This window comes from [Clostridium] fimetarium, from assembly GCF_900111235.1.
Classification (GTDB): domain Bacteria; phylum Bacillota; class Clostridia; order Lachnospirales; family Lachnospiraceae; genus Clostridium_N; species Clostridium_N fimetarium.
On the sequence record NZ_FOJI01000001.1, the window covers coordinates 155,889 to 179,823 of the forward strand.

Consider the following 23,935-nt stretch of genomic DNA (forward strand, 5'->3'; position numbering starts at 1 on the left):
AAAAATAAGGAAATATGTGCAGAGAAATATGTGTAAATAAAACTTGTAAAGAAATACCTAGAACTATAGCTTGATATATATGTACTGTTTCTGTATAATGAATCAATATTGAATTTTAAACAGGAGGATAAGTCGTGGAAAAGGAATTAGTATTAGTTCTTGATTTTGGCGGACAGTACAATCAATTGATTGCCAGAAGAGTTAGAGAATGTAACGTTTATTGTGAAGTTGTACCTTACACAATGAGTCTTAATGAAATTAAAGCAAAAAACCCTAAGGGTATTATATTTACAGGTGGACCAAATAGTGTATATGCAGAAGAATCAGCAAGTTACGTGAAAGAAATATTTGAAATAGGAATACCAATTCTTGGAATCTGCTACGGTTCACAGCTTATGGCACACAAATTAGGCGGCAAAGTTGCAACTGCTCCTGTTAGTGAGTACGGTAAAACAGAAGTCGCAATTAATACTTCTTCAAAATTATTTACCGGTGTAAGTAGCTCAACAAGTACATGGATGAGCCATACAGATTATATAGAAACAGCTCCACAAGGATTTGCAGTAACTGCATCTACACCAGTATGTCCAGTTGCAGCAATGGAAAATGCGGATAAAAATCTATATGCAGTTCAGTTTCACCCAGAAGTAATGCACACAGCTGAAGGAACGAAGATGCTTAGCAACTTCTTATTCAATATCTGTAATTGCGCAGGCGACTGGAAGATGGATGCATTTGTTGAAACCTCAATCCAAGGCCTCAAAGAAAAGATAGGAACAGGGAAAGTTCTCTGTGCATTATCAGGCGGTGTTGATTCATCGGTAGCTGCCGTAATGCTTTCAAAAGCGATCGGTAGCCAACTTACATGTGTATTTGTTGATCACGGTCTTCTTCGTAAAAACGAAGGCGATGAAGTTGAAAAAGTATTCGGTCCTAGTGGCCCATACGACCTTAACTTTATCCGTGTGAATGCACAAGAACGATTCTACGAAAAACTTGCAGGCGTATCAGAACCCGAAGCAAAACGTAAAATCATCGGTGAAGAATTCATCCGTGTATTTGAAGAAGAAGCGAAAAAGATCGGAACAGTCGATTACCTTGTACAAGGAACAATCTACCCAGATGTTATTGAGTCTGGCCTTGGTAAATCAGCAGTGATTAAGTCCCATCATAATGTTGGCGGACTTCCTGACTATGTTGATTTTAAGGAAATTGTGGAACCACTACGTAATCTATTTAAAGATGAAGTTAGAAAAGCGGGGTTGGAACTTGGACTTCCTGACTACTTAGTATATAGACAACCATTTCCTGGACCAGGACTTGGGATAAGGATTATTGGAGATGTTACGGAAGAAAAAGTTAAGATTGTACAGGAAGCAGACGCAATCTATAGAGAAGAGATTGTTAAGGCTGGAGTTGATAAAGGCTTAGGTCAGTACTTTGCAGCGTTGACGAATATGAGATCGGTTGGAGTTATGGGGGATGAGAGAACTTATGACTACGCGATTGCATTGAGAGCTGTTAATACTAGTGATTTCATGACGGCTGAGGCGGCTGAATTGCCTTGGGAAGTGATTGGGAAAGTTACTACAAGGATTGTGAATGAAGTTAAGGGCGTGAATCGTGTGTTGTATGATTGCACGGGGAAACCGCCGGCTACTATTGAGTTCGAATAGGTTCTTAATGCCCGCAAGGTCTTGATTTATCAAGGGTTGCGGGCTTTTTTTATGCCGTTTGGCACTGTTTTGGCACTAACATAGCTGCGTTGGAAAAGGGGATAGTGGAAGCATTATAGCTGAGATGGAAAAAAGCTTCGCATATCTAAGAGTAATTAGGCTAGAAAGTAACCAAGAATTAAAAATCACGAAAACAAATTTTAAGTCGCATTAGAAAACCTAATTAAAGAGCAATACATTTAGAGTTGTTACGTATAAATCATACTTAATCATATGTAAAAGAGCGAAAAGAGATTGTAAATATGCTGGATTGACGATACAATAGCTGTAGTTGTATAAAAACATAAATTAGACAATTCGGAGGAAAATGTATGCCTGAAATAAATGAAAAATGGTCGAGTTTAGAAGAAACAGCAGTGTATCTGGGAGTGACCAAAGATACCATAAGAAACTGGATTAAAAAGGCAGATATACCAGCTCATAAAGTCGGGAGACTTTGGAAATTCAAGTTTTCTGAAGTTGATGCATGGGTAAAGAGTGGTAAAGGTGCACTGTAAGATCGGATTTTTGGGACAGGGTATGATGGATAATAGAGATATGTAGATGTTTAAATGAAGATATGTAAATGATTTAGATGTTAGATAATCTGAAAAATACAATAGATGTAACACTGGAGGAAATAAGCGTGATAACAGGCGAGATTAAGAATAAAATTGATAAAATATGGACAGATATGTGGGCAGGGGGTGTTACCAATCCTTTGACAGTAATTGAGCAGATTACGTATCTAATGTTTATACGTTCTTTGGATGAAAAAGAGTTAGAAAACGAAAGTTTTGAAGCTTTAACAAGCGAAAAGATGGAAAAGATATTTCCGCAAGATGACGACGGTCAGGCTATGCGTTGGAGTAAGTTTAAGGATAAAGATTCTAGAGAGATATTTGGAGTTATTGGACAAAAGGTATTTCCTTTTATTAAGTCTTTGAATGGGAATAATGCATCTGCTTTTTCTAGATATATGGAGAATGCTATGTTTATGATTCCGACCCCGCAGATATTACAGAAAATCGTAACGGGTCTTGATGACTTATATGAAAAAGATTTGACCGGACTCGATATGCAGGGAGATTTGTACGAATATATGCTTGATAAACTTGCTACTGCAGGGCAAAATGGGCAGTTTCGAACGCCTAAGCACATCCGTGAAATGATGGTTCAGTTAGTAAATCCAACCCCAGATGATACCATCTGTGATCCAGCATGTGGTACAGCAGGTTTCTTAGTATCTGCATCTGAATATGTAAGGAAAAAATACGAAGCAACCATGACGAGTGAGCAGTGGGAACATTTTGATAAAGGTGCATTTTCTGGTTTTGATACAGATTCAACAATGCTTCGAATTTCAGCAATGAATTTGATGCTTCATTCCATAAGTAATCCAGATATCGATTACAAAGATAGTGTGTCAAAACAGAATGAAATTATATCAAAATATTCAATTTGTCTTGCAAATCCACCATTTGCAGGAACAGTTGATTCAGAAAGTATTAACGACAATCTGAAGGCAATCTGTAGTACAAAAAAGACCGAACTATTATTTGTAGCACTATTCTTAAGAATGCTTAAAAAGGGCGGAAGATGTGCTTGTATCGTGCCAGATGGTGTACTATTTGGTAATTCGAATGCACATAAAGAACTTAGAAGAGAACTTGTAGAAAATCAGCATCTGCAGGCAATTATCTCTATGCCAAGTGGCGTGTTCAAACCATATGCGGGGGTTTCCACAGCTGTATTAATATTTACGAAAACAGATGATGGTGGAACGGATAATGTATGGTTCTATGATATGAAGTCAGATGGAAAGACACTTGATGACAAACGCCAGGAGACAGATAAAAATGATATTCCGGATATTTTGGAAAGATGGAATTACCTTGATCAGGAATTTGACAGAGCAAAGACAGAACAATCATTTTTTGTTACAAAAGCAGAAATAGAAGGAAATGGTTATGATCTTTCAATTAATAAGTATAAAGAAGTGATTTATGAAAAAGTTGAATATGATTCACCTAAGGTTATTATGGAGAGAATTGATCAAATAGATGAAGAAATTGTAACCTTAAAGACAGAATTAAAAGAATTACTAAATTTAGATTTGTAGGGGTGGATATGAGAGAATATTACTTGGAAGACTTGTTCGAATTACAGATGGGAAAGACGCCTGCGAGAGAAAATAGTGAATATTGGAACAATGGAAATAATGATTGGATTTCAATACGAGATCTTTCTGGATACGATAAATATGTCAGTCAAACCAAAGAACAACTCACAGATTTAGCAATTACTGAATCGGGTATAAAAGAAATACCTTCTAATACGGTTGTTATGAGTTTTAAGCTGTCTATTGGAAAACTGGCTATTACAACAGAAAAGATTTATTCCAACGAAGCCATAATGGCCTTAATTGATAAAAAAAGAGAGAGATTATCTTCTGACTATTTATATTACTTACTTTTAAGTAAAGATTGGAATGAAGGAACAAATAAAGCTGTTATGGGTAAAACCTTAAATAAGGCAACTTTATCAAAAGTTAAAATTAAATTACATGAGGTCAAAGAACAAGAGAATATTGTTTCTGTTTTGGATAAAGCTAATAAGTTGATAATATTAAGAAAAAGGCAATTATTAGATTTAGACAACCTCATCAAATCCCGATTTGTGGATATGTTTGGAGACATATCCACAGGGCAGTACAAGTATGAAACTCTTAAGCTTGGGGATATAGCTAATGTAGGTTCAAGTCATAGAGTATTTACAACAGAGTTCGTCGAGGAGGGCATACCATTCTACAGGGGAACTGAAATAGGTGAGCTTGCAAATGGTCGGAAACCATCAGCCCCTTACTATATTTCACAAGAGCATTATAAGAGACTTGCAAATGATGATACAAAACCAAAGGTTGGAGACTTGTTAATGCCGTCTATTTGCAATAAAGGGCAGGTTTGGATGGTAGATACAGAAGAGCCATTTTACTATAAAGATGGTCGAGTTCTTAGCATATCTGCTGATCGAGAAATATATGACACATGGTATTTACAGTTTTTCATGAAACAAAAAACAGTGATTGAATATCCAAAGCTTGGATCAGGATCAACATTTGCCGAGTTCAAAATTTTTTTGCTTAAGGATATTGATGTGCTAACGCCACCAAGGAGGCTACAAGAGCAGTTTGCAACCTTCGTCCAACAAGTTGACAACTTGAAAGTTGAAGTGCAGAAATCCTTGTATGAAACTCAGATATTGTTTGACTCGTTAATGCAGCAATATTTTAAGTAATCGCAAATCATCATTGGCTAGAAATGAAAGTTGCATTTTTAAATGTTATAGAACTCTGATAAGATAAATTTTATAGTTTGCTAAAACAGTAAGGAGAAGAATGGCTAAAATAAAACCGATAAAAGATATAGATTTTCAAAAAAACCTTAATGATTTGCTTGGTTCGGATATTTTAAAAGAAATTTGTAAAATCAAGTGTGAGAACACCGCAGAAGAGATACTAAATCAAATAGATGAGTATGGTAAAAACGAAAATATTGATGTTGAGGAATCAAATAATAAACAAAGTGGAAGAGTATGGATTTTAGTTGGCAGGGAAAATATAGATCTTGTGCCTATTTCACTGCAAGTTGGACAAAGTTTGGATATTTTGAAAGAGATTAAATTAGACGTCAAAGAAATGTTTAGTGAAAACAATGAAAAAAGTTTATTTTATAGAGATTTAAAAGAAAAATATGGTTGTCTCGAATTTCATGAATTACTGATTGACCAATATTTAGAAAAATATGCTTGTGAAAATGTAAAGGAAGTTGTCTATGAGATGGCTAAGGAGTTTTATGCAGAAGCTCTAGTTGCATATAATACATATTCTAGAAATTGGGGATTTTACAATTCAGGTATGGATAAACGTGCATATTTTAGAATTTTACCGGACAATAAGTAGTATTAATTTGTGCCTTGATATAGAAAATGTATTAAGAATAACTGTTAGATAAGCGTAGAGATAGAACGAAAATTTAAGCAGCCAGAAAAATTGAGAGCTGAAGAACAGAAGTCATTGGGTGAAACACAGTTGTTATTTGACTCATTGATGAAGAAATATTTTTAGTAATAGCCATACAAATTAAAGGCTGGCATAAAGGAATCTATTAATAAATTATAAAGAAGGGATTATATATGAGTAAAATCATTTTAGATTATTCAGATTTCTATGAAGACAACTATGAGTTTGATAAGAATGGAAATAAGGAAAAGATGAATATTATTAGTATAAAAGAGCCTGATTCTAAAAAGCAGTTTTTTAGAAAAAGAGGATTTTGTCCATTTTGTAAGATACAAATTCCTGATGTATATACTAACATTTATTGCAGAACAATGGGAGTAGAAATGTGGAGTCATATTGATATCTGGGAATGTCCTGAATGTGGATGGTGGGAATTTTATAAACGTTTTAGTGAAGAAGAAGATTGGATAGACAAGGTCGTAATTAAGCGTTGGGATACAATTCGGCATGCAATAATTAAAAAATATGATGTTTCAGATAAGGACTTGCCAATAAAAGCACTTATGAAAGAACTTGAGAAAAGAAAAGATATTTTATATGATATTGACCCATACAAGCTTGAAGAGGTTGGTCAACATGTTTTTTCATCGTACTACAATTGTGAAGTTAAGCATGTAGGGAAAACTGGTGACGGGGGAGTAGATTTATTACTTGTTAAATCAGATGAGCCGATTTTAGTACAAGTAAAAAGAAGACAAAGCCCAGAACATGTTGAACTTGTGTCTCCTATAAGAGAATTTGTTGGAGCTATGTATTTGAAGAATGCAAAGAAGGGGATTTTTTTATCTACAGCTAAAAGTTTTTCAAGAGGAGCCAAAGAGATTAGAAAACAGGTTATTACTGAACGTAAATTCAACTATTTCGAATTAGTAAATTTTGAAGAGTTTATCTCGATGATAGATGTAACAAAAACAGGAATAGAAAAACCATGGATGGGTTTAGTAAAAGAATTTGAAAGAGAAAAGCAAGGAAATACTTAGGACTGCATCAAGAAACATTAACTATGAAGCAGAACTTGATGAAAATTTATCCGACGTTGGCAGTATATTAAAATTTATATATAAAGAATGTGGAAATAAATTACAGTACAATTATTTCATACAAATTGAAAGTCGAAGTGCAGAAATACTTAGATGAAACATAGTTGTTGTTTGATTCTCAGATACAAAAATATTTCAAGTAATTAAATTTTATGTTTTATTGGGGGATGCATATGGATTATACATCAATATTAATTAATTTGATAATTGCAATCATAGTTGCTGTATTGACTTCAAATTTGTCTTTGAGAGGATTTTATAGACAGGAAATATGGTTGAGAAAAGAAACGAAGTACAGTCAAATAATTGATTCATTAAACAAAACACAACGTTATTATTGGCATTTAATAGATGAACATTCAGGATGTATAGAAAATGAAAATGATGAAGAAAATGTAGAACGAGAATTAAGAGAAGAAGAATATATACTTGCTAAGCGTGAGTTGGAAATGTTGTCTTCATCACCCGTATTTATGTTGAATAACGAAGTTATTGACATTTTAGATGAATTAATGAAGTCATCAAGTACAAAATCTGAAGATGAAAGAAATGGAGATTGGGTTTCTTATTTTGATAGACCTGGATACGAGGCTAAAGAAGCAAAAATTAAAATTGCTGAAATTGCAAATAAGGATTTGGGAATTAAGGTTAAACGAAGAAAGAAAAAGTTATCTTAATAAATATATGAATCAGTATTTGAAAGATGACTGGCAAAGATATATAGTAGCAAGTAATGAATATCTATACAAAGTAGAAGTTGACGTATAGAATTATAATTTGAATCAATATAAAAAATTTCAGAGTAATAAGATATAAAGGTTTTACATAGAGATAATTTGGAGTATGAATAAAGATAAACAAGTTCTATTTTTAAAAGATAGTCAAAACTTTAAAAAGTATATATAATAGAGAATTTCCTACCATGAGAAATCTTGGAAATTAATATAGTTATCAAGAATAAAAGTGTAATATTAGGGGGAGATATATGTCAAACTTCGAATTCTTAACATCAAAAACTGAATATGAACTTTTTGCAGCAGCCTGTGTTGAGGCGGAGAAGGTCTTGACTTCATCTCCTGCCATGAGTGCTGTTGGAGCAAGAAAAGCACTAGAGCTTGCAGTAAAATGGGTATATTCTGCCGATACAACGATTTCAATGCCTTATAAAGATAATTTGCAATCATTGATTCACGAACCAAGTTTTCGTTTTGCCCTGGATGGCAAAACGTGGGGCAAGATGCCATTTATCATTAAGCTAGGCAATCTGTCAGTACATACAGAGAAAAAAGTATCAAAAAGTGATGCAGTATTGGCATTACAGGGATTATTTGAATTTATTGAGTGGATCGATTATTGTTATGGAAGTGAGTATCAAGAAAGAAATTTTGATGAAAAATTAATTCCATCAGAAAAAGTCATAGTTGATGTGGCAAAAATTAAAGAGCAGGAAAGTTTACTTTCGGAAAAAGAAAGTGAAATAAAAACACTTAGAGCAAAGATAGAGGCACTTTCTGCTACATTTACAGCGGGAAAAGATCAGCACAAAGAGGAAAGAACATTTACTGCAAAAGATTTGTCAGAGTTCAAGACACGGAAGAAATATATAGATGTAGATTTGAAATTACTTGGATGGGATTTTGACGATGATGTGAAAGAAGAATTTGAAGTTAAGAATATGGATGGGAAACTAGGTCAGATGGGATATGCTGACTATGTTTTGTTTGGTAAAGATGGTTTGCCACTTGCAATTATTGAAGCAAAGCGGACAAGTAAGGATGCCAACATTGGAAGACAGCAGGCATTACTTTATGCAAAAGCACTGGAAGAGCGATATGGTCGTAGACCGATGATGTTTACTACCAATGGTTTTGAAACCTATTTTTGGGATGATGAAAGTTATCCTCAAAGAAAAGTAAGCAGTATTTTTTCAAAAATTGATTTGCAAAAATTGATGAATCGCAGGGAGGAACGAAAAGATTTAACTACGATTCACATTGATGATAAAATAACTGATCGCTATTACCAGAAAGAAGCAATCCGCGCTGTGTGTGATAATGTACTGCAGGGGCACCGTAAGAATCTTCTGGTCATGGCAACTGGATCTGGAAAGACAAGAACGGCGTCTAGTCTTACAGACGTATTATCCAGAGGTGGATATGTGACAAATGTTTTGTTCTTGGCAGATAGAACAGCACTTGTAAAACAGGCAAAAGATGATTTTAAAAATTATCTTCCGGACATGAGCCTTTGCAATCTCTTATCCAATAAAGATGATAAAAATGCCAGAATTATTTTTTCGACATATCCAACTATATTAAATGCTATTGATTCTGAAAAGACAGAGGATGGACAGCGCTTATTTACATCTTCACATTTTGATCTCATAATCGTAGATGAAGCGCATAGAAGTATTTTCAAGAAATATCGTACAATATTCGAATATTTTGATGCCATTGTAGTAGGGCTGACTGCCACACCAAAGACAGATGTGGATCGCAATACCTATGACTTTTTTGAAATGGAACATGGGGTGCCAACCTATGCCTATGATTATGAAACGGCAGTCTATCATGACCACGTACTTGTGCCTTATTTTAATATTGAGACATCTACAAAATTCCTGGAAGAAGGAATTGTATATGATGATCTGGAAGAAAAAGACAAAGAACGTTACGAAGATGATTTTGGGGATGACGAGGGAAATATACCAGAGTGTGTGCCATCACCTACTCTTAATAAATTTGTTTTTAATGAAAAGACTGTAGATCTTGTATTACAGGACTTAATGGAAAATGGAATTAAAGTAGAAGGCGGAGATCGAATAGGGAAGACGATTATCTTTGCCCAAAACAAAACACATGCCGAATTTATTTTACAACGGTTTAACAAACTCTATCCAAAACTAAAAGGGGAATTCGCAAAACGGATTACCTGTGAAGATACTTATGCACAGTCTGTTATTGATGAATTCAAGGTAGCTAATAAAGCACCATATATCACAGTGTCTGTAGATATGATGGATACCGGTATCGATGTTCCGGAAGTGGTCAATCTTCTGTTTTTCAAGAAAGTGCGCTCAAAAACAAAGTTTTGGCAGATGATTGGACGTGGGACCAGACTTTGCAAAGATCTGACTTTTGTAGACAGGCAAGATGGAGAATATACGGATAAAAAAAGATTCTATATCTTCGATTATTGCGGAAACTTTGAATATTTCCGTACCAATAAAGAAGGAATTGAAGGAAAAGATACCGAAAGTCTTAGTGAAAAGATATTTAGTAAGAGAGTACGAGTTATTCAAAATCTGCAGACATCCGATTACCTAGGGGTGGAATATCAAAACTGGAGAACTGAGCTCGTTGACATCGCATTACAGCAGATACAGAGTCTGAATAAAGAACTGACAGCAGTACATATGCAACTACGTCATATAGAGAAATTTGATAAAGGAGAAGCATTTACCTGTATATCAGAGCAGGATTCCCATGATTTATCAAGGCATATAGCACCATTAGTAACCATGGAAGATAAGGATGAATATGCAAAAAGATTTGATAACTTGATGTATGGATTGATTATATCCCAGCTGGAAATACTGCCAGGTTTTAAAAAGGCAAAAAATCAAGTATGCACATTAATGGGAGCCTTGGAACAAAAAGCAATTATTCCAAAAATTAAGGAAAAGCTTCCGCTGATTCAAACGGTTACCACGGATGAATTTTGGGCGGCAAATGATATTATGTTGTTTGAAAATATTCGAGTGGAGCTAAGAGATTTGATCAAGCTTACAGTGGATGAAGGAAGCGGAAAACAGCCGATTATGACCAGTCTTGCAGATCCGATTCTGACTAGAAAAGAAGGCGATATCTTAGATGCTGCTTACGATTTTGAAGATTATCGATTAAAGGTAAATCGTTATATTGAGCAACATAAGGATCATATTGCAATCTGGAAACTTCGTAATAATGTGAAGCTGGAAGCAGGAGATTACGAGACATTGGCAAGTATATTCACAAAGGAATTGGGGAATGAAGAAGATTATAAGAGAGAATTTGGAGATACGCCATTTGGCTTACTTATTCGTAAAATTGCAAAACTAGAACATGAAGCGGCAATGAAAGCATTTTCATTATTTATTGATGATGAGTCCTTGAATCAGCAACAGATTGTATTCGTGAAGAAAATTGTTGATTATGTGGAACAGAATGGATATATTGAGAATGTTACTGAATTGATGAAACCACCGTTTGATAAGCCGATGAGCTTTGTGAAGCTGTTTGATAGTAAGAGACAGTCTGAGATTGTGAAACTGGTGAATGAGATTAGGAAAAATGCATTAGTGGGATAAACGGGGAGGAATTCAATGGAAATAAAGGATAGACCTATTCTTGATTTAGATGGTCAAATTGAACATTTAAAAGATAAGGGCATTAAATTTGAAATTATGAAAGCTGATGAAGCAAAAAATTATCTCAAGGAAAATAATAATTACTTTAAATTGAGAGCTTATAGAAAAAATTTCAGTAAGCATCCAGATGGCGTTAATAAAGATAAGTATATCGATCTTGATTTTGCAATGCTAAAAGATTTGGCTATTATTGATATGGAGATTAGGTATGTTTTGGTACATTTAGCCTTGAATATTGAACATTATGCAAAGGTAAAGCTTTTGCGAATTGTTGAGGAGAAGGCGGTAGATGCATATAAATTAGTGGAATCCTATTTTGAGCATTTAAAAAGTATGGAAACGGAAAAATATAATCCTTATCAGGCCATGCTGTCTGAATTAAATCGTAATAGAGATAATCCCTATTGTGGGGGGCTGATAGAAACATATGAGGCACGTTATCCTATATGGGTATTTTTGGAATTGATACCTTTTGGAGAGTTCATTCATTTTTATAAATTCTGTGCAGATGTATATAATAGTAAGGATATGAAGGACGATTTTTATTTGCTGATGGCAATTAAATCTATTAGAAATGCTTCTGCCCATAGTAATTGTATCATTAATGAATTGGGTAAAACAGATCCACGGTATTGTAAAGGTGAAGTTAACAATAGAATCATAAAAATACTTGGAGATAATGGAATTACAAAATCCATAAGAGATACAAAGCTTTGCAATGAACGAATTAAGCAAATTATCACCGTTTTTTATATGCACAATAAGATAGTTTCAAGTGAAGGGGTTAGGCGGCATAGCAAGGACAAGATGTTAAGGTTAATGGAACGTCTATTTAGAAATATTACATATTATGATTCTAATGAGAAGATAAAAACGAATTTTATATTTTTGAGAAAATGTGTTGACATTTTCTTTGATTAAGATTACAATAATATCACATTGAAAAGGTCTAGTTGCCTTTGCGGAGCGGAATTGTTATTTACGATTCTGCTCTATTTTTTTGCTGAAATTTATAGATAACACAGATGCAATTTGTAGTATAAAAAGAAATATATGGTTGCTTTATATTGTTAATCAGAAAAATATACATTTTAAAACAATTTTTGATAAAATAATGACTTATTTAGTATATTATGGTAATATATTTTATAGAGAGTATTTCTGATTCTGGGGAGAATAAATAAGTAATTGTATTACTTTTAGGGGACTGTTTTAAAAACATAATTGACAAGAGTTTGGGACTAAATTAATTGTGTTGTGAATAAAAAAGTTTAAGTAATATATATAAAATTTATTCCAGTCAAGAATATTCTTGACTATTTTTTTACAAAAAAATAATTGAATTGAATAATAATTTATATAAATAGAAAAAAATTGAAAATACCAGAGAAGATAGAAGATAAAATGCATGAAAATAATTTGTTTGAATATTGAATGAGAACCAAATGGGGAATTTGTAATCCAAGATGTTATTTGCATGGCGGTCTGTTGAACATAAATTAAGGCACTTCTTAAGAATATTATAAAACGTTGGGAGAATGTGACTATTTTGCTCATTCATAAGATTCGTGAATTTATTACCAACTACAATATATGATGCGTTATGCGAAATCGTAGAATCCGAACAAGCTAGGGTATAAGTAATCGAACAAGTTGGTCATTTGATCCAAGACAATATGTTAGCGGTGAGGATTTTGATATATTAGGAAAAAGCTTGCGATTGAAAGTTATCCAGGAGAAGAAGGAATTAGTAACAACGGATGGCTCTTCATTTTCTTACTGTAAGAAATGTGAATGTCAATGAATTTTAGAGCTAGGTGCTGATGTATTTCGAGCGTATATGGATCAGTTTTATCCGAATTGGCAAGTAGTGAAGAGGCAGTTAAATGAACAGATGTTGGATTGGATGGAATAGAGGATGCTAAAATGTTTGATAGTTTAGATAATGTACGTTATATGGTAGAGGGTTCCTACAAAAAACTTAAATCATATTATTATTATGACAAGACATTGTTGTATATAAAAATGAAAATAGTTGAATTTGAAACGGATGGAAAATTTAAAGATAATCTAGAAATGTTAGCAAAGAATGTATTTGAGGACAATAGACAGTATTTTGATGAATTGGAGAATCAAATAAAAATTTGTGTTATGCCAAAAACATTTAAGAGTATCAATAACGATATAAGACTTATTAGAGGAAATATAGATAAGAATAAAAAAATTTGCAAAGTAAATTTTACAATAGACATACCTGTAGAATTATTAATTTTAGATTTAATGTGGACTCTGTTTATTAAAAAAATATATACAGAGCAATATGGAGAATTCACTTATTCTCATGCAGGACAATTTAAAAAAGGTCTTTTTAACGCAGAAAAGGATTTGATCTCAGGAATAGATTTTAAATCTAATCGTTGCTTTGAGCCTTACTTTCAATGTTATACAAGGTGGAGAAATAAAGCATTAGATGCTGCTATGGAAACAGGTAAAGAAGAAAATACTGCGATGATTAGCCTCGATTTGAAAAGTTTTTATTACAATATCGATTTTGATTTTAGAGAGTTTGCTAAATTATTTGATAATGATGAACGATATACCAGCATCGAATTTCTTACATCTGTAATAAGTGACATATATACTAAATATACAGAATTAGTTGTCAAGTACAAAAAAGGAATTAAAAAATCAATTGGCAAGACAGTATTCCCTATTGGTTTAATAAGTCCATTAATATTAAGAGATATTGCACTTGAGGGGGTTGACAATAGTATAGAAACAGGTCTATCTCCGAAGTATTACGGAAGATATGTAGATGATATGCTAATAGTTGTTGGAACAGGTCAAATAGAACATATATCAGTAGAAGAAATTATTGAAAATATCTTGGTCAAGAAGCAAATATTGAATGCGAAGAATACAAATGGTGAATATAATTTTTTTGCAGAACCATCAGTCAAATTACAGGGTGAAAAAGTTAATTGTTTCTATTTTGAAAAAGGTAAAGAAAATATTCTTCTTGATGTGTATTGTAAAAAAATTAAAAAAAATTCAAGTGAAGCAAATCTACTACCAGATATAGATGTTTTAAGAGATTCATTTAATAGCAGAGCATATACTATGAATTCAAGTGATGATTCTATGAAAATAAGAAATCTTGAATTTATGGAAAGTGATAATTATAATGCAACATTATTCATTAATGGTCTAAAAGGAATTTTAAAAAATGCCTCTTATGATAAAAAGTATATCGAAAAATATTTGACAGATATTATTAATTTTTATTCTGGAAGCCAGGCAATTGAATTCTCAAATACATGGAGAACTATTTTTGAATTATTATTTCTATGTAAAGATAAGGATAGGGCAAGTACGTTCTATTTTAATGTTAAAAAGGAGATAGGAAATCTTTCGTTTGATTATGTTGAAGAGGATGAAATTTATTCAAAAAAGAAGCAGCCTATATTAAATAAATTGAAATGTTCATTATTGCTTAAGTTAGATATCTCTATTGGGTTGGCTGTTGCGTTAGATTACTACAGGGGCAATATAAAAAAACATAAAATATTAGGACAAAAGATAAGACAGGCAAATATGCTTAGTCATAATATGGTCTCATTTCCTTTAATAAATTATTCAATGGATGATAGCATTAATGAAATTCCGTTAATAAATATGAATTTGAATAAAATCTTATCAGATGTAACTATTAGAAAAAAATTGTTTAAGCTAGATGAAGAAAAAATACGCTGGTCACCAAGGTTTATTCATTTGAATGAATTATATTTTTGCGTTTTTTACTTCACAATAGGAAGCGGAAATAAGTTTGTGCGTGAAGATAATAATTCAATATTTAAAAGTTATATTAGAATGAACAATTTAAGTGAAAAGATTCCAAATCCTATAATTTATGACGTAGAAAACTTTTCTGCTGAATTGAATATAGCGAGAAAAGATATTGTAATAAGCGATAATTGTGATAAGAGAAATACTAAAGTGGGCTTGGTAAATACAAAAATTAATGAAGATGAAGTATTTGATATATTATTGTACCCTGAAAAGGGGATAACAGTTGAAAAAAAACAGAGTTTGTATAAGCTTTTAAACACTGCAAAGGAAGAAAAGGTAAAATACTTAGTTTTTCCTGAGTTCTACATGCCTGCATTGTGGCTTAGTGATATTGGCGGTTTTACAAAACAATATGGAATTACGGTTGTTACAGGACTTCAATATATTGCTTGTAATGATCGAGTTTTTAATATTGTTTGCGTGATTGCAAGTACATGTGGAAAGACATACTTTAAGAATATGATTCCATTATTTAGAGAAAAAAATTATTATGCGCCAGAAGAGCGAATGGAATTAGCGGCGCTTGGATATGTAAGTAAAAATCCATCCAAAGCTACATATTACATGGTTAATAATGGAAAAGAAAAATTTAGTACAATTTTATGTTTTGAATTTACAGATATTGCTTCCAGATTGATAATGAAGGGTGAAGTGGATTTTTTATGTGTGCCACAATTAAATAGAGATACAAACTATTTTTCAAGTATAGTTGAATCGGCTGCAAGAGATTTGCATACTTTAGTCGTTCAAGCAAATACTTCGAAATATGGAGATTCAAGAGTGACAGGCCCGTATAAAACTGATTTCAAGGATATTTTAAAGATAAAGGGTGGAGAAAATGATATTCTTATTGTTGGAGAGCTAGAAGTAAAAGCACTACAGAAGTTTAAGAATAGTTACTATAGTGATTTTGAAAAACAAGTCAAAAAATGTTTGGCATGTAAAAAGGTTCGTACGGTATCGCATCTATCGCAAAAATGTATAAAATGTTTAGATAAAAAAGGAAAAATTAAAGGCTTACCGCCGAACTGGAAGTGATTAAAAAATATGGATCAAAATAACCATTTGGACATTAAAAGCGAAGAAGATGTAAAATACTATATGATGTGGGGATGTATTCTGAGTTGAATTGTAAAGAGTTACTCCTATAAAAACATTGAGGAGTTTTTTTGAATATTTTAAAAAGAGTATGTTAATATTGCTTGATAATACAAAGGAGATTGTAATGGAGAATTCGGGATTAAAATGGAAGTTTATAAATATTGACAATGAAAAAAATGATGAAATAGACATCAATCATTTTTTGGGGGATAATATAAGGGGAACTGATGATGTAGATGAAGGAGTAAAACTAATTCAAGCTATTGGTGAAATCTATTATGTACTTGGATACGAAAAAATCTTGGAGAAAAATAGATATTTTAAAGAAAATGATATCACAAAGTTGGAAGAGAATGATTATGCAGATACAATTGAAAATCAAGATCAGACAAATAGGATAAAAAGTCAAATGGATCAGTTGTCATACTTAGATATAAAACATCAAAATTTACTATGGATTACTTTCACAATAAATAATGAATATAACACTCTTAGTGGAAGTACAAGAGATAGGGATGAGCTATTTCATAATGAAGAATTGATACCATATTGCTCCAATGTATTAAGGAATAATTTAAGGAAATATAATCTGGAAAGTGTATTATATCTAGATGAATGGAATTTTGTAAGAGATAATTTTATTAAAGCAGTCTTAAAAACAGTAGAGGATATATATAAAAACGTTTCTTTAGATGAGGAGAATTATTTCAGAAATATACTACGAGAATATTATGATGAAGGTATGGAAAATATTAAGGATATATATAAAAATGACAATATCTATTTTAGCAGCGATATATTTCGTAAATGTTTACAAATAATCAAGAGTGAAATTTTTGGCGAATTTGGAAAAAGGATATGGTTTTCGATTTTATGTGATACTTGTATTAGCCTTTTAGAGGAAGGCGAAAGAAGCTATCACCATATACCTTTGCGATACCTTGATTTTAATCATATTGATTCTGAAGAATTTTGGTCACATATTTCTGACTTAACTGAAATGATTAGCGAGTATTCAACATATTATCAACAAAATATTCAATCTGATATGATGTTTTGCTGTATGATGGAGAAACCAGTAAAAAGACCTAATGTATATCAGAATTTAAGTCGGCTACGTAAGATACTGGAGCTGGATTTCGACTTGAAAAATAAGTATCTAAATAAGCATGTGCACAGTTGTTTTGCAATATTGCATGCTGACACAGATAAATTTGTTGCATTAAGTGGATATAATGAACATGATGATTATAACAAAAAACTTAAAAAAATATTGGAAGTGATTGTGGATAGTAATTACCGTTTGGTAGAAAGCATAGATAAAGTTCGTTACTATTATGATGCTTATTCAGGGCATTATATAGTTATAAGTGATTATGAAAAAGTCAGCAAAGAAGTAAACAAGGATTTGCAGAATATGAAAATAGCTGATTCAAAGTTGAATAGGCTTTTCTCATGTTGTGAAAGAAAACTTCTTTCACAATTACGTCAAAGAAAATATAAGAATGTGTGCTTAATTATTCAAAGAAAGCCTTGCTTTATGTGTGAAAGAGCAATACGGTATGAAGGACGTATACCATATGAAAATGGAAAGGAATATTCTAAACAATATTCAGAAAAAGAAATAATACTTTTTGACAAAATTGCTTATTTGATCTTGAAGAGGAAAAATGAAAGAAATGACAATAAAAAAGTAAGTAAACAGATTAGATAGAATAATAAAATCTATTTATTAGATTACAAAAGTGCATATGAGAAAGGTAGGTATAGATATGGGAATGGATAAAAATGTTACCTTTAATGTGAGTGGTGGGCAATTAAATGTTGCAAGTGAAAGTGCAACAATAAATGCAACGCAAAACAATGGAGTTTCTGGAGATGAATTGGATAGTATAGTGAAAAATATATTAGAAAATTTATCTGAGCTGAAGAAGGAGAATGCTGAAGGAATTATAGACATTATAGATATTACGAAAGAAGAATTAGCAAAATCGCAACCTAAGGTAAGTCGGCTGAGAAATTGTGTGACATTGATAGCCCCAATGATGACGATAGCAAATGGAATCCCCGTATTAGCAACTAATTTACAGAAGTTGCAAGAATTTATTATGCCGTTTATAAAGTAGGTGATATAAATGGGAGATAAAACAAAAATAGATGTACATGTTCATGCAGGCGGTCAATTTAACTTGTCATTAGATGAAGGAACTATATCTGCAGAACAAAATAATAATTTAAGTATGGAAAAAGGAATTTTTATAAACAATATTGTTACTCATTCTCAAAATATAACGTATACAAATTATTTCCGAGGTAGAGAAAAGGATATAGAAAAAATTAATCATAAAGTAAATAAATACTCTCACATATTAATATCGGGTATAGGCGGAATTGGGAAGACAACAGTTGCAAAATATCTATATAATTATTATAGAGAAAATTTGTTGAATAGCTACATAGGATTTTTCACATATAAAGATAATTTAGATGATTCAATTATGAATGCACTTAATGTTGATTTTACAGGAGATAAAGAACAAGATGTAAAACATGCTTGGAAAATAGTTGAGGAGCTTGCGAATAACAAAAATACAATTTTTATTATTGATAATTTTCCTGTTGGTAACAAGGAAATAGAAAAGTTGTATAGATTATCTAAAACAGTGATAATTACATCTAGACAAAGAGAATACAATAATTTTGAACCGATTTATATTGATTGTTTGCCTGTTGAAGATTGTAAAGCTTTGTTTCTGAAAATAGCTGAATTAAGGAATGGTTATTATGAAGATGATAAATTAGAATATTTTATAAAAGTAGTATTAGGTAGGCATACCTTGACAGTTGAGTTATTGGCAAAAGTTCTAAAACGTAAACAATGGACATTAGAAGAGATGATGAAAAGACTAGATTGTAGTAAATTTCAAATCGAGTATAAGGAAGATGGTGAAATAACTAATATACAGAAAGAGTATGATAAAATTTATACAATATCAGAACTAAATGATAAAGAAGTGAATGTTTTAGGTATTTTTGCAACCTTTAACTCAATGATAATTAATACTGATTTATGTTTGTTATGGTTAAAAGATGATATTAAAATCGATGAAAAAGAAATCTTTTATGACTTATATGAAAAAGGGTGGTTAAGTAAATCTGATGATGGGTATTTTTTGCATCCAGTTTTTTCGGATTTTTTTCTGTTAAAGCTTAAACCCAAACTAAAAGATCATCAAAATCTATATAACCATTTTTACGAAATGATGAAGTGTAAAGATGATCAACAAAAAATAGAGTATCGCCAATATTATCCTTGTATATTTAATTTTGCAGAAGAGATAAATGTCAATGATGAAAAAGAAATTGATGATATTGAAAAGTTATTTTTAGAAATATCTAATTTCTTAATAGAAGATGGTGATTATAGTAAATCGATATTATGGTCGAAAAAAGTTTCTGAAAAAAAAATTAGTAACTATGTAGGGGCAAATATTTTATTAGGAAGTAGTTATTCAAAGCTAAGTGATAAAGTTGAATCAGAAAAATATTATGAATGTGCAAAAAAATATATAGAGAATAATAAGTTGGAAAATTTTATTATTGATTACGAAATTAATTATGCACTATTTTTGTTCAAATTTGCGCAAGACGATATCCAGAAAAAAATAGCAATTGATAGATTGGAAAAGTTGTTAGAATTTGATATTATTTGTTCTGATGCACAAGAAAGAGGAACTATCCTAAATTGTATCGGAGGGTTTTACACACATTTAAAGGACCCTAATTATGAAAAAGCTTTACAATATTTGATTGACGCATTAAAAATAAGAAGGATATATAGAAATAGTCATATTATGGATTTAGCTCGCACATACAATAATATTGCAAATGTATATTACTATAAGGCAAAGAAACGAAATATAAATAACAAAAAACGAAAAAAGGAACTATACAATGCCATAAAGTACTATAATAAATCTCTTAATTTGAGAAAAAAAATAATAAGTGAAAAACATCCTGATTATGCTCGTATAACAGCGAATATGTCGAATGTTTTGTTTGAATTAGGATATGAAAAAGAAGCTATAGATTCAATGGGTGAAGTAATAACAAAAAGAATTGAAGTTTTAGGAGCTTATAGCATAGAAGTTGGTTTGACGTATTCGAACTTAGCGAATATGTTGGTCAAACAAAAACAAAAAAATAGAGAAGCTCTTGGCTATAGTAAGCGTGCAGTTGAAATTTACACGTATATTTTTGGTGAAGATTCCGATGAAACAAAACAAATAATTGAAAGAGATAAAAAGATAAAAGAATATTTTTGATTTCTAAGACTATTTTGAATTGTTATGAAGTAAACGGGGATAGAAGCGGTTAATTTAGAGGTGACTATATTCTAGAATATCTAATCATGTAATAGAATGACAGATAAAATGGTGATGAAATGAGGAAAAAGATATTTACGAAAATACTAATTTACGAGATAAAAATGAATATAGTAAAGTAGAAGAGTCTAACGCTCCAGTTATAACCTATAATATTGGTAAAGATGGACAAGTAAACATAAATTACGGGAATGGAAATCTGACTGCAGAGCAAAATAATAAATGTTGTAATTGTGATCATAAAGTTATTAAAAAAGTAACAATTGTAAATAATGTTAACAATGTAAGCAACATACAGCAAACCAATACCACAAATTCATCAAGTCATTCTAATGATACAGTTACATTTGCTCTTATTATTGCTATTGTTGCAGCAGGTTTTTTTATCGAATATAAACGAGAAATTCAACTAGGGTTATTTATAGCAACAGGAGTTATTGAACTAATAACAATAGTTACATATTATACGGGAAAAAGAAAGAATATCTATTTTGATAAAAATATTAAGAAAGTGATGGGATTTAACACGGTATCCATTTTTATGGTTCCGGTTTTAATGTGGTTGATAGATAAGCCATTTTTTTTCAAAGGAATTGAATATTCTATTTTGAAGCAACAAATGAGAAATGAAGGTTTAATATCTATATTGTTCAATGCATCAGTCGGAACATCTGTGATTTATCAAATGGCTGGAGTAATAATATCAGGGGGTTTTCTTATCTATATAATAGTTTCCGAATTGTATATTATTGCTGTGATTAATGTTGCTAAAGGCAGTGAAATACAACCGTTTTGGATGCTCGTATTGAGAAAAACATGTGGAAGCACGAAAAATGGCACATTACATATTCTATTTGGATTATTGATTTTAATAATATGTTTTACGATGATAACAGGAATATTACCTAATGTTTTAAAGTTAATTTAAATATATCTATTAACAATAGGAGCATGAAAAATTTTAATTCACCTGATAAGTTCTGGCATTAACATAAATATTTGATTGCTTTTTCTATCAATCAATTTTATAATTATAGCAATGGAACTGCAAACCACTGTCACAATATTTTTAGATTAAGAAAGACTGGATTGCAAGCCATGAGCAAAAGCTATATGTACTATTCCTGATGATGAAGAAATATATTGCTCATTTAAGTGAGCGATATAATGAGCGATAAAAATCAAGCTTTCATTGTATTATTGCTGGTATCGATTTATAATTATTTGTATAGAGTGCGAACAAACAAACTAACTACTCTCACATTATTCTTTGGATATTTTCTGATGGCTACTAAGTGTGGAATTAGTCGAAAAAACATCACTTGAAAACCACATTAAATCCAAGAATAATGCCCCTCCACCGGCATTACTTCGGCATTAAAAAGTGTGGTAAACTAAAAGAATGTGAATAGAAAATATAAAAGTTTAACAAATTTGTTAAATAAAAGATAAGAAATCAAGGATTACTACAATGAACTTTGCGAGTTCGAATAGATTTTCAAACGCCTGGAGCCAGCTTTTAGCTGAGTTCCAGGCGTTTTTTATATGTCTATGACTCTAAAATGACTCTATATTCAGGCATCATGAATATGTCATAATAATAAAATTCTTTTTTTCTAGTCTTTATATTCTATATTTTCAACATTCATTTTATTTCGTTTTATTTCCAAGAAAGAAAAATAATTTAATAGAAATCATTATTAGGAGTGGCAAAGCTGAGGAGTGAACCCATATACGTGATAAAGAGAAGAAGTTGTCTTTTCAGAAAGGAGGCAGACACGTATGGTGACTTCTATAGTTATTGGCGTAAAAGAGATTCAAGAACTTTTGGGTGTTTCATCTTCTAAAGCATATGGTGTTATTCATGATCTGAATGGTGAACTCTCTATCAAGGGATTTATGATTGTTCCTGGCAGAGTGAGTCGTCAGTATTTTAATGAAAGATTTTATGGAATAAAAACACAAGGAGGAAGGCAATGCCAGCATCTAAAAATCAAACAGGAGCTTGGAGGGCTCAGTTCTATTATAAGGATTGGACAGGGACAAGCAGAAAAAAGTGTAAGAGAGGTTTCAGAACGAAAAAAGAAGCTCAAGATTGGGAGAGCAGTTTTAAACTTCAAAAGGCTGCATGTCTTGACATGACCTTTAAAGATTTTTGGGAAGTATATGAGGCTGATGTAAAACCTAAATTGAAATATAATACGTGGTGCACAAAGGAATATGTCGTAACAAAGAAAATTCTACCTTATTTCAAAGAGAAGAAGATGAATGATATTTCTGCAAGAGATGTAATTCAATGGCAGAAGGAATTATTACAAATGGAAGGAAGGAATGGGAAAATGTATTCAGGAACCTATTTGAAAACTGTGCAGGCAGAATCGTCCTGTATCTTCAATCATGCAGTAAATTTCTATGAGCTTGCATGTAATTCGTCAAGAAAGGCAGGACCACTTGGATGTGGTCAAGCAGATGAGATGCTTTTCTGGACAAAGGAAGAATACTTGCGGTGCATTCCGACGATTGTAGATAAGCCATATTCATATTATGCATTTGAATTGTTGTATTGTTGTGGAATGAGGCTTGGATAGCTTTTAGCATTAACGCCAGCAGATTTAAATTTTGAAACTAAAGTTCTTTCAATTACAAAACCATACCAGAGAATAAAAGGCGAGGATATTGTTACAAAACCTAAGACAAGAAGCCGAATGTAAAGTGGATCATTAGAAATTATCCGGATTATAGGTCGTGGCTTGATGTGTCAAAAGAAATGGTAAATCAATTTCTACTTTCATTAACACCTTCAAATTGAGAATGTATGTAAAAGGATTTATATCAGTTTTTAAATTTGCAGTCCGTAAGAGATGTATTTTTACCATTCCAATGACCGATTAAAAGGTGCGAGAAGTGCCAAGAATTAATTACGTCCTTACCGTTAAGGAGCAATGTATTCTGGCATAGAGAATAAAATCTGAAGGTCTCAGTTTTCCATACGAAGCATTATTGATATTCCTGACATTTTATCATGCATTATCGCCACGATCTATATCTTCAATTTTACTCTCAGATATAGATGCGGATAGGAGCGTTATACGGATAAAAGAAGTTCCTAATATATATTTGACATTATCAGATATGATGATTTTGAAGGAATACTTGAATTTGAGAGAGAGTTTTCCTAACTGTATAGGCAGAAACTATTAATTTATGCAAAGTCGGAGAGGGAGGGTATATAGAGATACTCCAATTGGACAACCTTGTATATTAAACTTAGTAAAGAATTTTTCGGGATTTAATCCGCAGACTTTGAGAATTATTTGTTTGACTGCTATATCTGAGTTATATGGACCACAATTCTT

Annotated in this window: 15 protein-coding genes and 1 pseudogene; all 16 read left to right on the top strand. The window is 31.8% G+C overall.

Annotated elements, in window-relative coordinates:
• The first annotated feature begins 134 nt into the window (after window positions 1-134).
• On the top strand, window positions 135-1,676 hold the full coding sequence (guaA, locus tag BMY18_RS00800) for a glutamine-hydrolyzing GMP synthase (protein WP_092449602.1): 1,542 nt from the start codon (window positions 135-137) through the stop codon (window positions 1,674-1,676).
• Window positions 1,677-2,047: 371 nt separating this feature from the next.
• Window positions 2,048-2,233 carry a helix-turn-helix domain-containing protein gene (locus BMY18_RS00805; protein WP_092449604.1) on the top strand — a complete coding sequence of 62 codons (186 nt, stop codon included), beginning with the start codon at window positions 2,048-2,050 and terminating at the stop codon, window positions 2,231-2,233.
• A 128-nt stretch (window positions 2,234-2,361) separates the two neighbouring features.
• Window positions 2,362-3,837, top strand: coding sequence for a type I restriction-modification system subunit M (locus tag BMY18_RS00810; protein WP_092449605.1), 1,476 nt, complete (start codon window positions 2,362-2,364; stop codon window positions 3,835-3,837).
• Between the two features lie 8 nt (window positions 3,838-3,845).
• Window positions 3,846-5,012 carry a restriction endonuclease subunit S gene (locus BMY18_RS00815; protein ID WP_092449607.1) on the top strand — a complete coding sequence of 389 codons (1,167 nt, stop codon included), beginning with the start codon at window positions 3,846-3,848 and terminating at the stop codon, window positions 5,010-5,012.
• 100 nt (window positions 5,013-5,112) lie between these two features.
• Entirely contained in the window at window positions 5,113-5,676 is a 564-nt protein-coding gene (locus BMY18_RS00820; RefSeq protein WP_092449609.1) for a hypothetical protein, read from the top strand.
• A 233-nt stretch (window positions 5,677-5,909) separates the two neighbouring features.
• Complete coding sequence (locus BMY18_RS00825) at window positions 5,910-6,776, top strand: restriction endonuclease (RefSeq protein ID WP_092449611.1); 867 nt, start codon at window positions 5,910-5,912, stop codon at window positions 6,774-6,776.
• 233 nt (window positions 6,777-7,009) lie between these two features.
• Window positions 7,010-7,513 carry a hypothetical protein gene (locus BMY18_RS00835; protein ID WP_092449615.1) on the top strand — a complete coding sequence of 168 codons (504 nt, stop codon included), beginning with the start codon at window positions 7,010-7,012 and terminating at the stop codon, window positions 7,511-7,513.
• 308 nt (window positions 7,514-7,821) lie between these two features.
• Window positions 7,822-11,184 (top strand): DEAD/DEAH box helicase family protein, encoded by a 3,363-nt coding sequence (locus BMY18_RS00840; RefSeq protein ID WP_092449617.1) that lies wholly within the window; start codon window positions 7,822-7,824, stop codon window positions 11,182-11,184.
• Window positions 11,185-11,199: 15 nt separating this feature from the next.
• Complete coding sequence (locus BMY18_RS00845; protein WP_092449619.1) at window positions 11,200-12,165, top strand: Abi family protein; 966 nt, start codon at window positions 11,200-11,202, stop codon at window positions 12,163-12,165.
• 1,005 nt (window positions 12,166-13,170) lie between these two features.
• Entirely contained in the window at window positions 13,171-16,131 is a 2,961-nt protein-coding gene (locus BMY18_RS00850; protein ID WP_092449621.1) for a reverse transcriptase domain-containing protein, read from the top strand.
• A gap of 187 nt (window positions 16,132-16,318) precedes the next feature.
• On the top strand, window positions 16,319-17,908 hold the full coding sequence (locus BMY18_RS00855; RefSeq protein ID WP_139197190.1) for a hypothetical protein: 1,590 nt from the start codon (window positions 16,319-16,321) through the stop codon (window positions 17,906-17,908).
• Window positions 17,909-17,966: 58 nt separating this feature from the next.
• A complete protein-coding gene (locus BMY18_RS00860) occupies window positions 17,967-18,320 on the top strand; it encodes a hypothetical protein (RefSeq protein ID WP_092449625.1) in 354 nt (117 codons plus the stop codon).
• Between the two features lie 9 nt (window positions 18,321-18,329).
• On the top strand, window positions 18,330-20,519 hold the full coding sequence (locus BMY18_RS00865; protein ID WP_092449627.1) for a tetratricopeptide repeat protein: 2,190 nt from the start codon (window positions 18,330-18,332) through the stop codon (window positions 20,517-20,519).
• A gap of 679 nt (window positions 20,520-21,198) precedes the next feature.
• Window positions 21,199-21,507, top strand: a complete 309-nt coding sequence (locus BMY18_RS00870) for a hypothetical protein (RefSeq protein WP_139197191.1) — start codon at window positions 21,199-21,201, stop codon at window positions 21,505-21,507.
• A gap of 1,048 nt (window positions 21,508-22,555) precedes the next feature.
• Window positions 22,556-22,645, top strand: a pseudogene (locus tag BMY18_RS21750) (hypothetical protein); the annotation flags it as partial.
• 72 nt (window positions 22,646-22,717) lie between these two features.
• On the top strand, window positions 22,718-23,167 hold the full coding sequence (locus BMY18_RS00880) for an N-terminal phage integrase SAM-like domain-containing protein (RefSeq protein WP_242940924.1): 450 nt from the start codon (window positions 22,718-22,720) through the stop codon (window positions 23,165-23,167).
• Window positions 23,168-23,935: the final 768 nt, after the last annotated feature.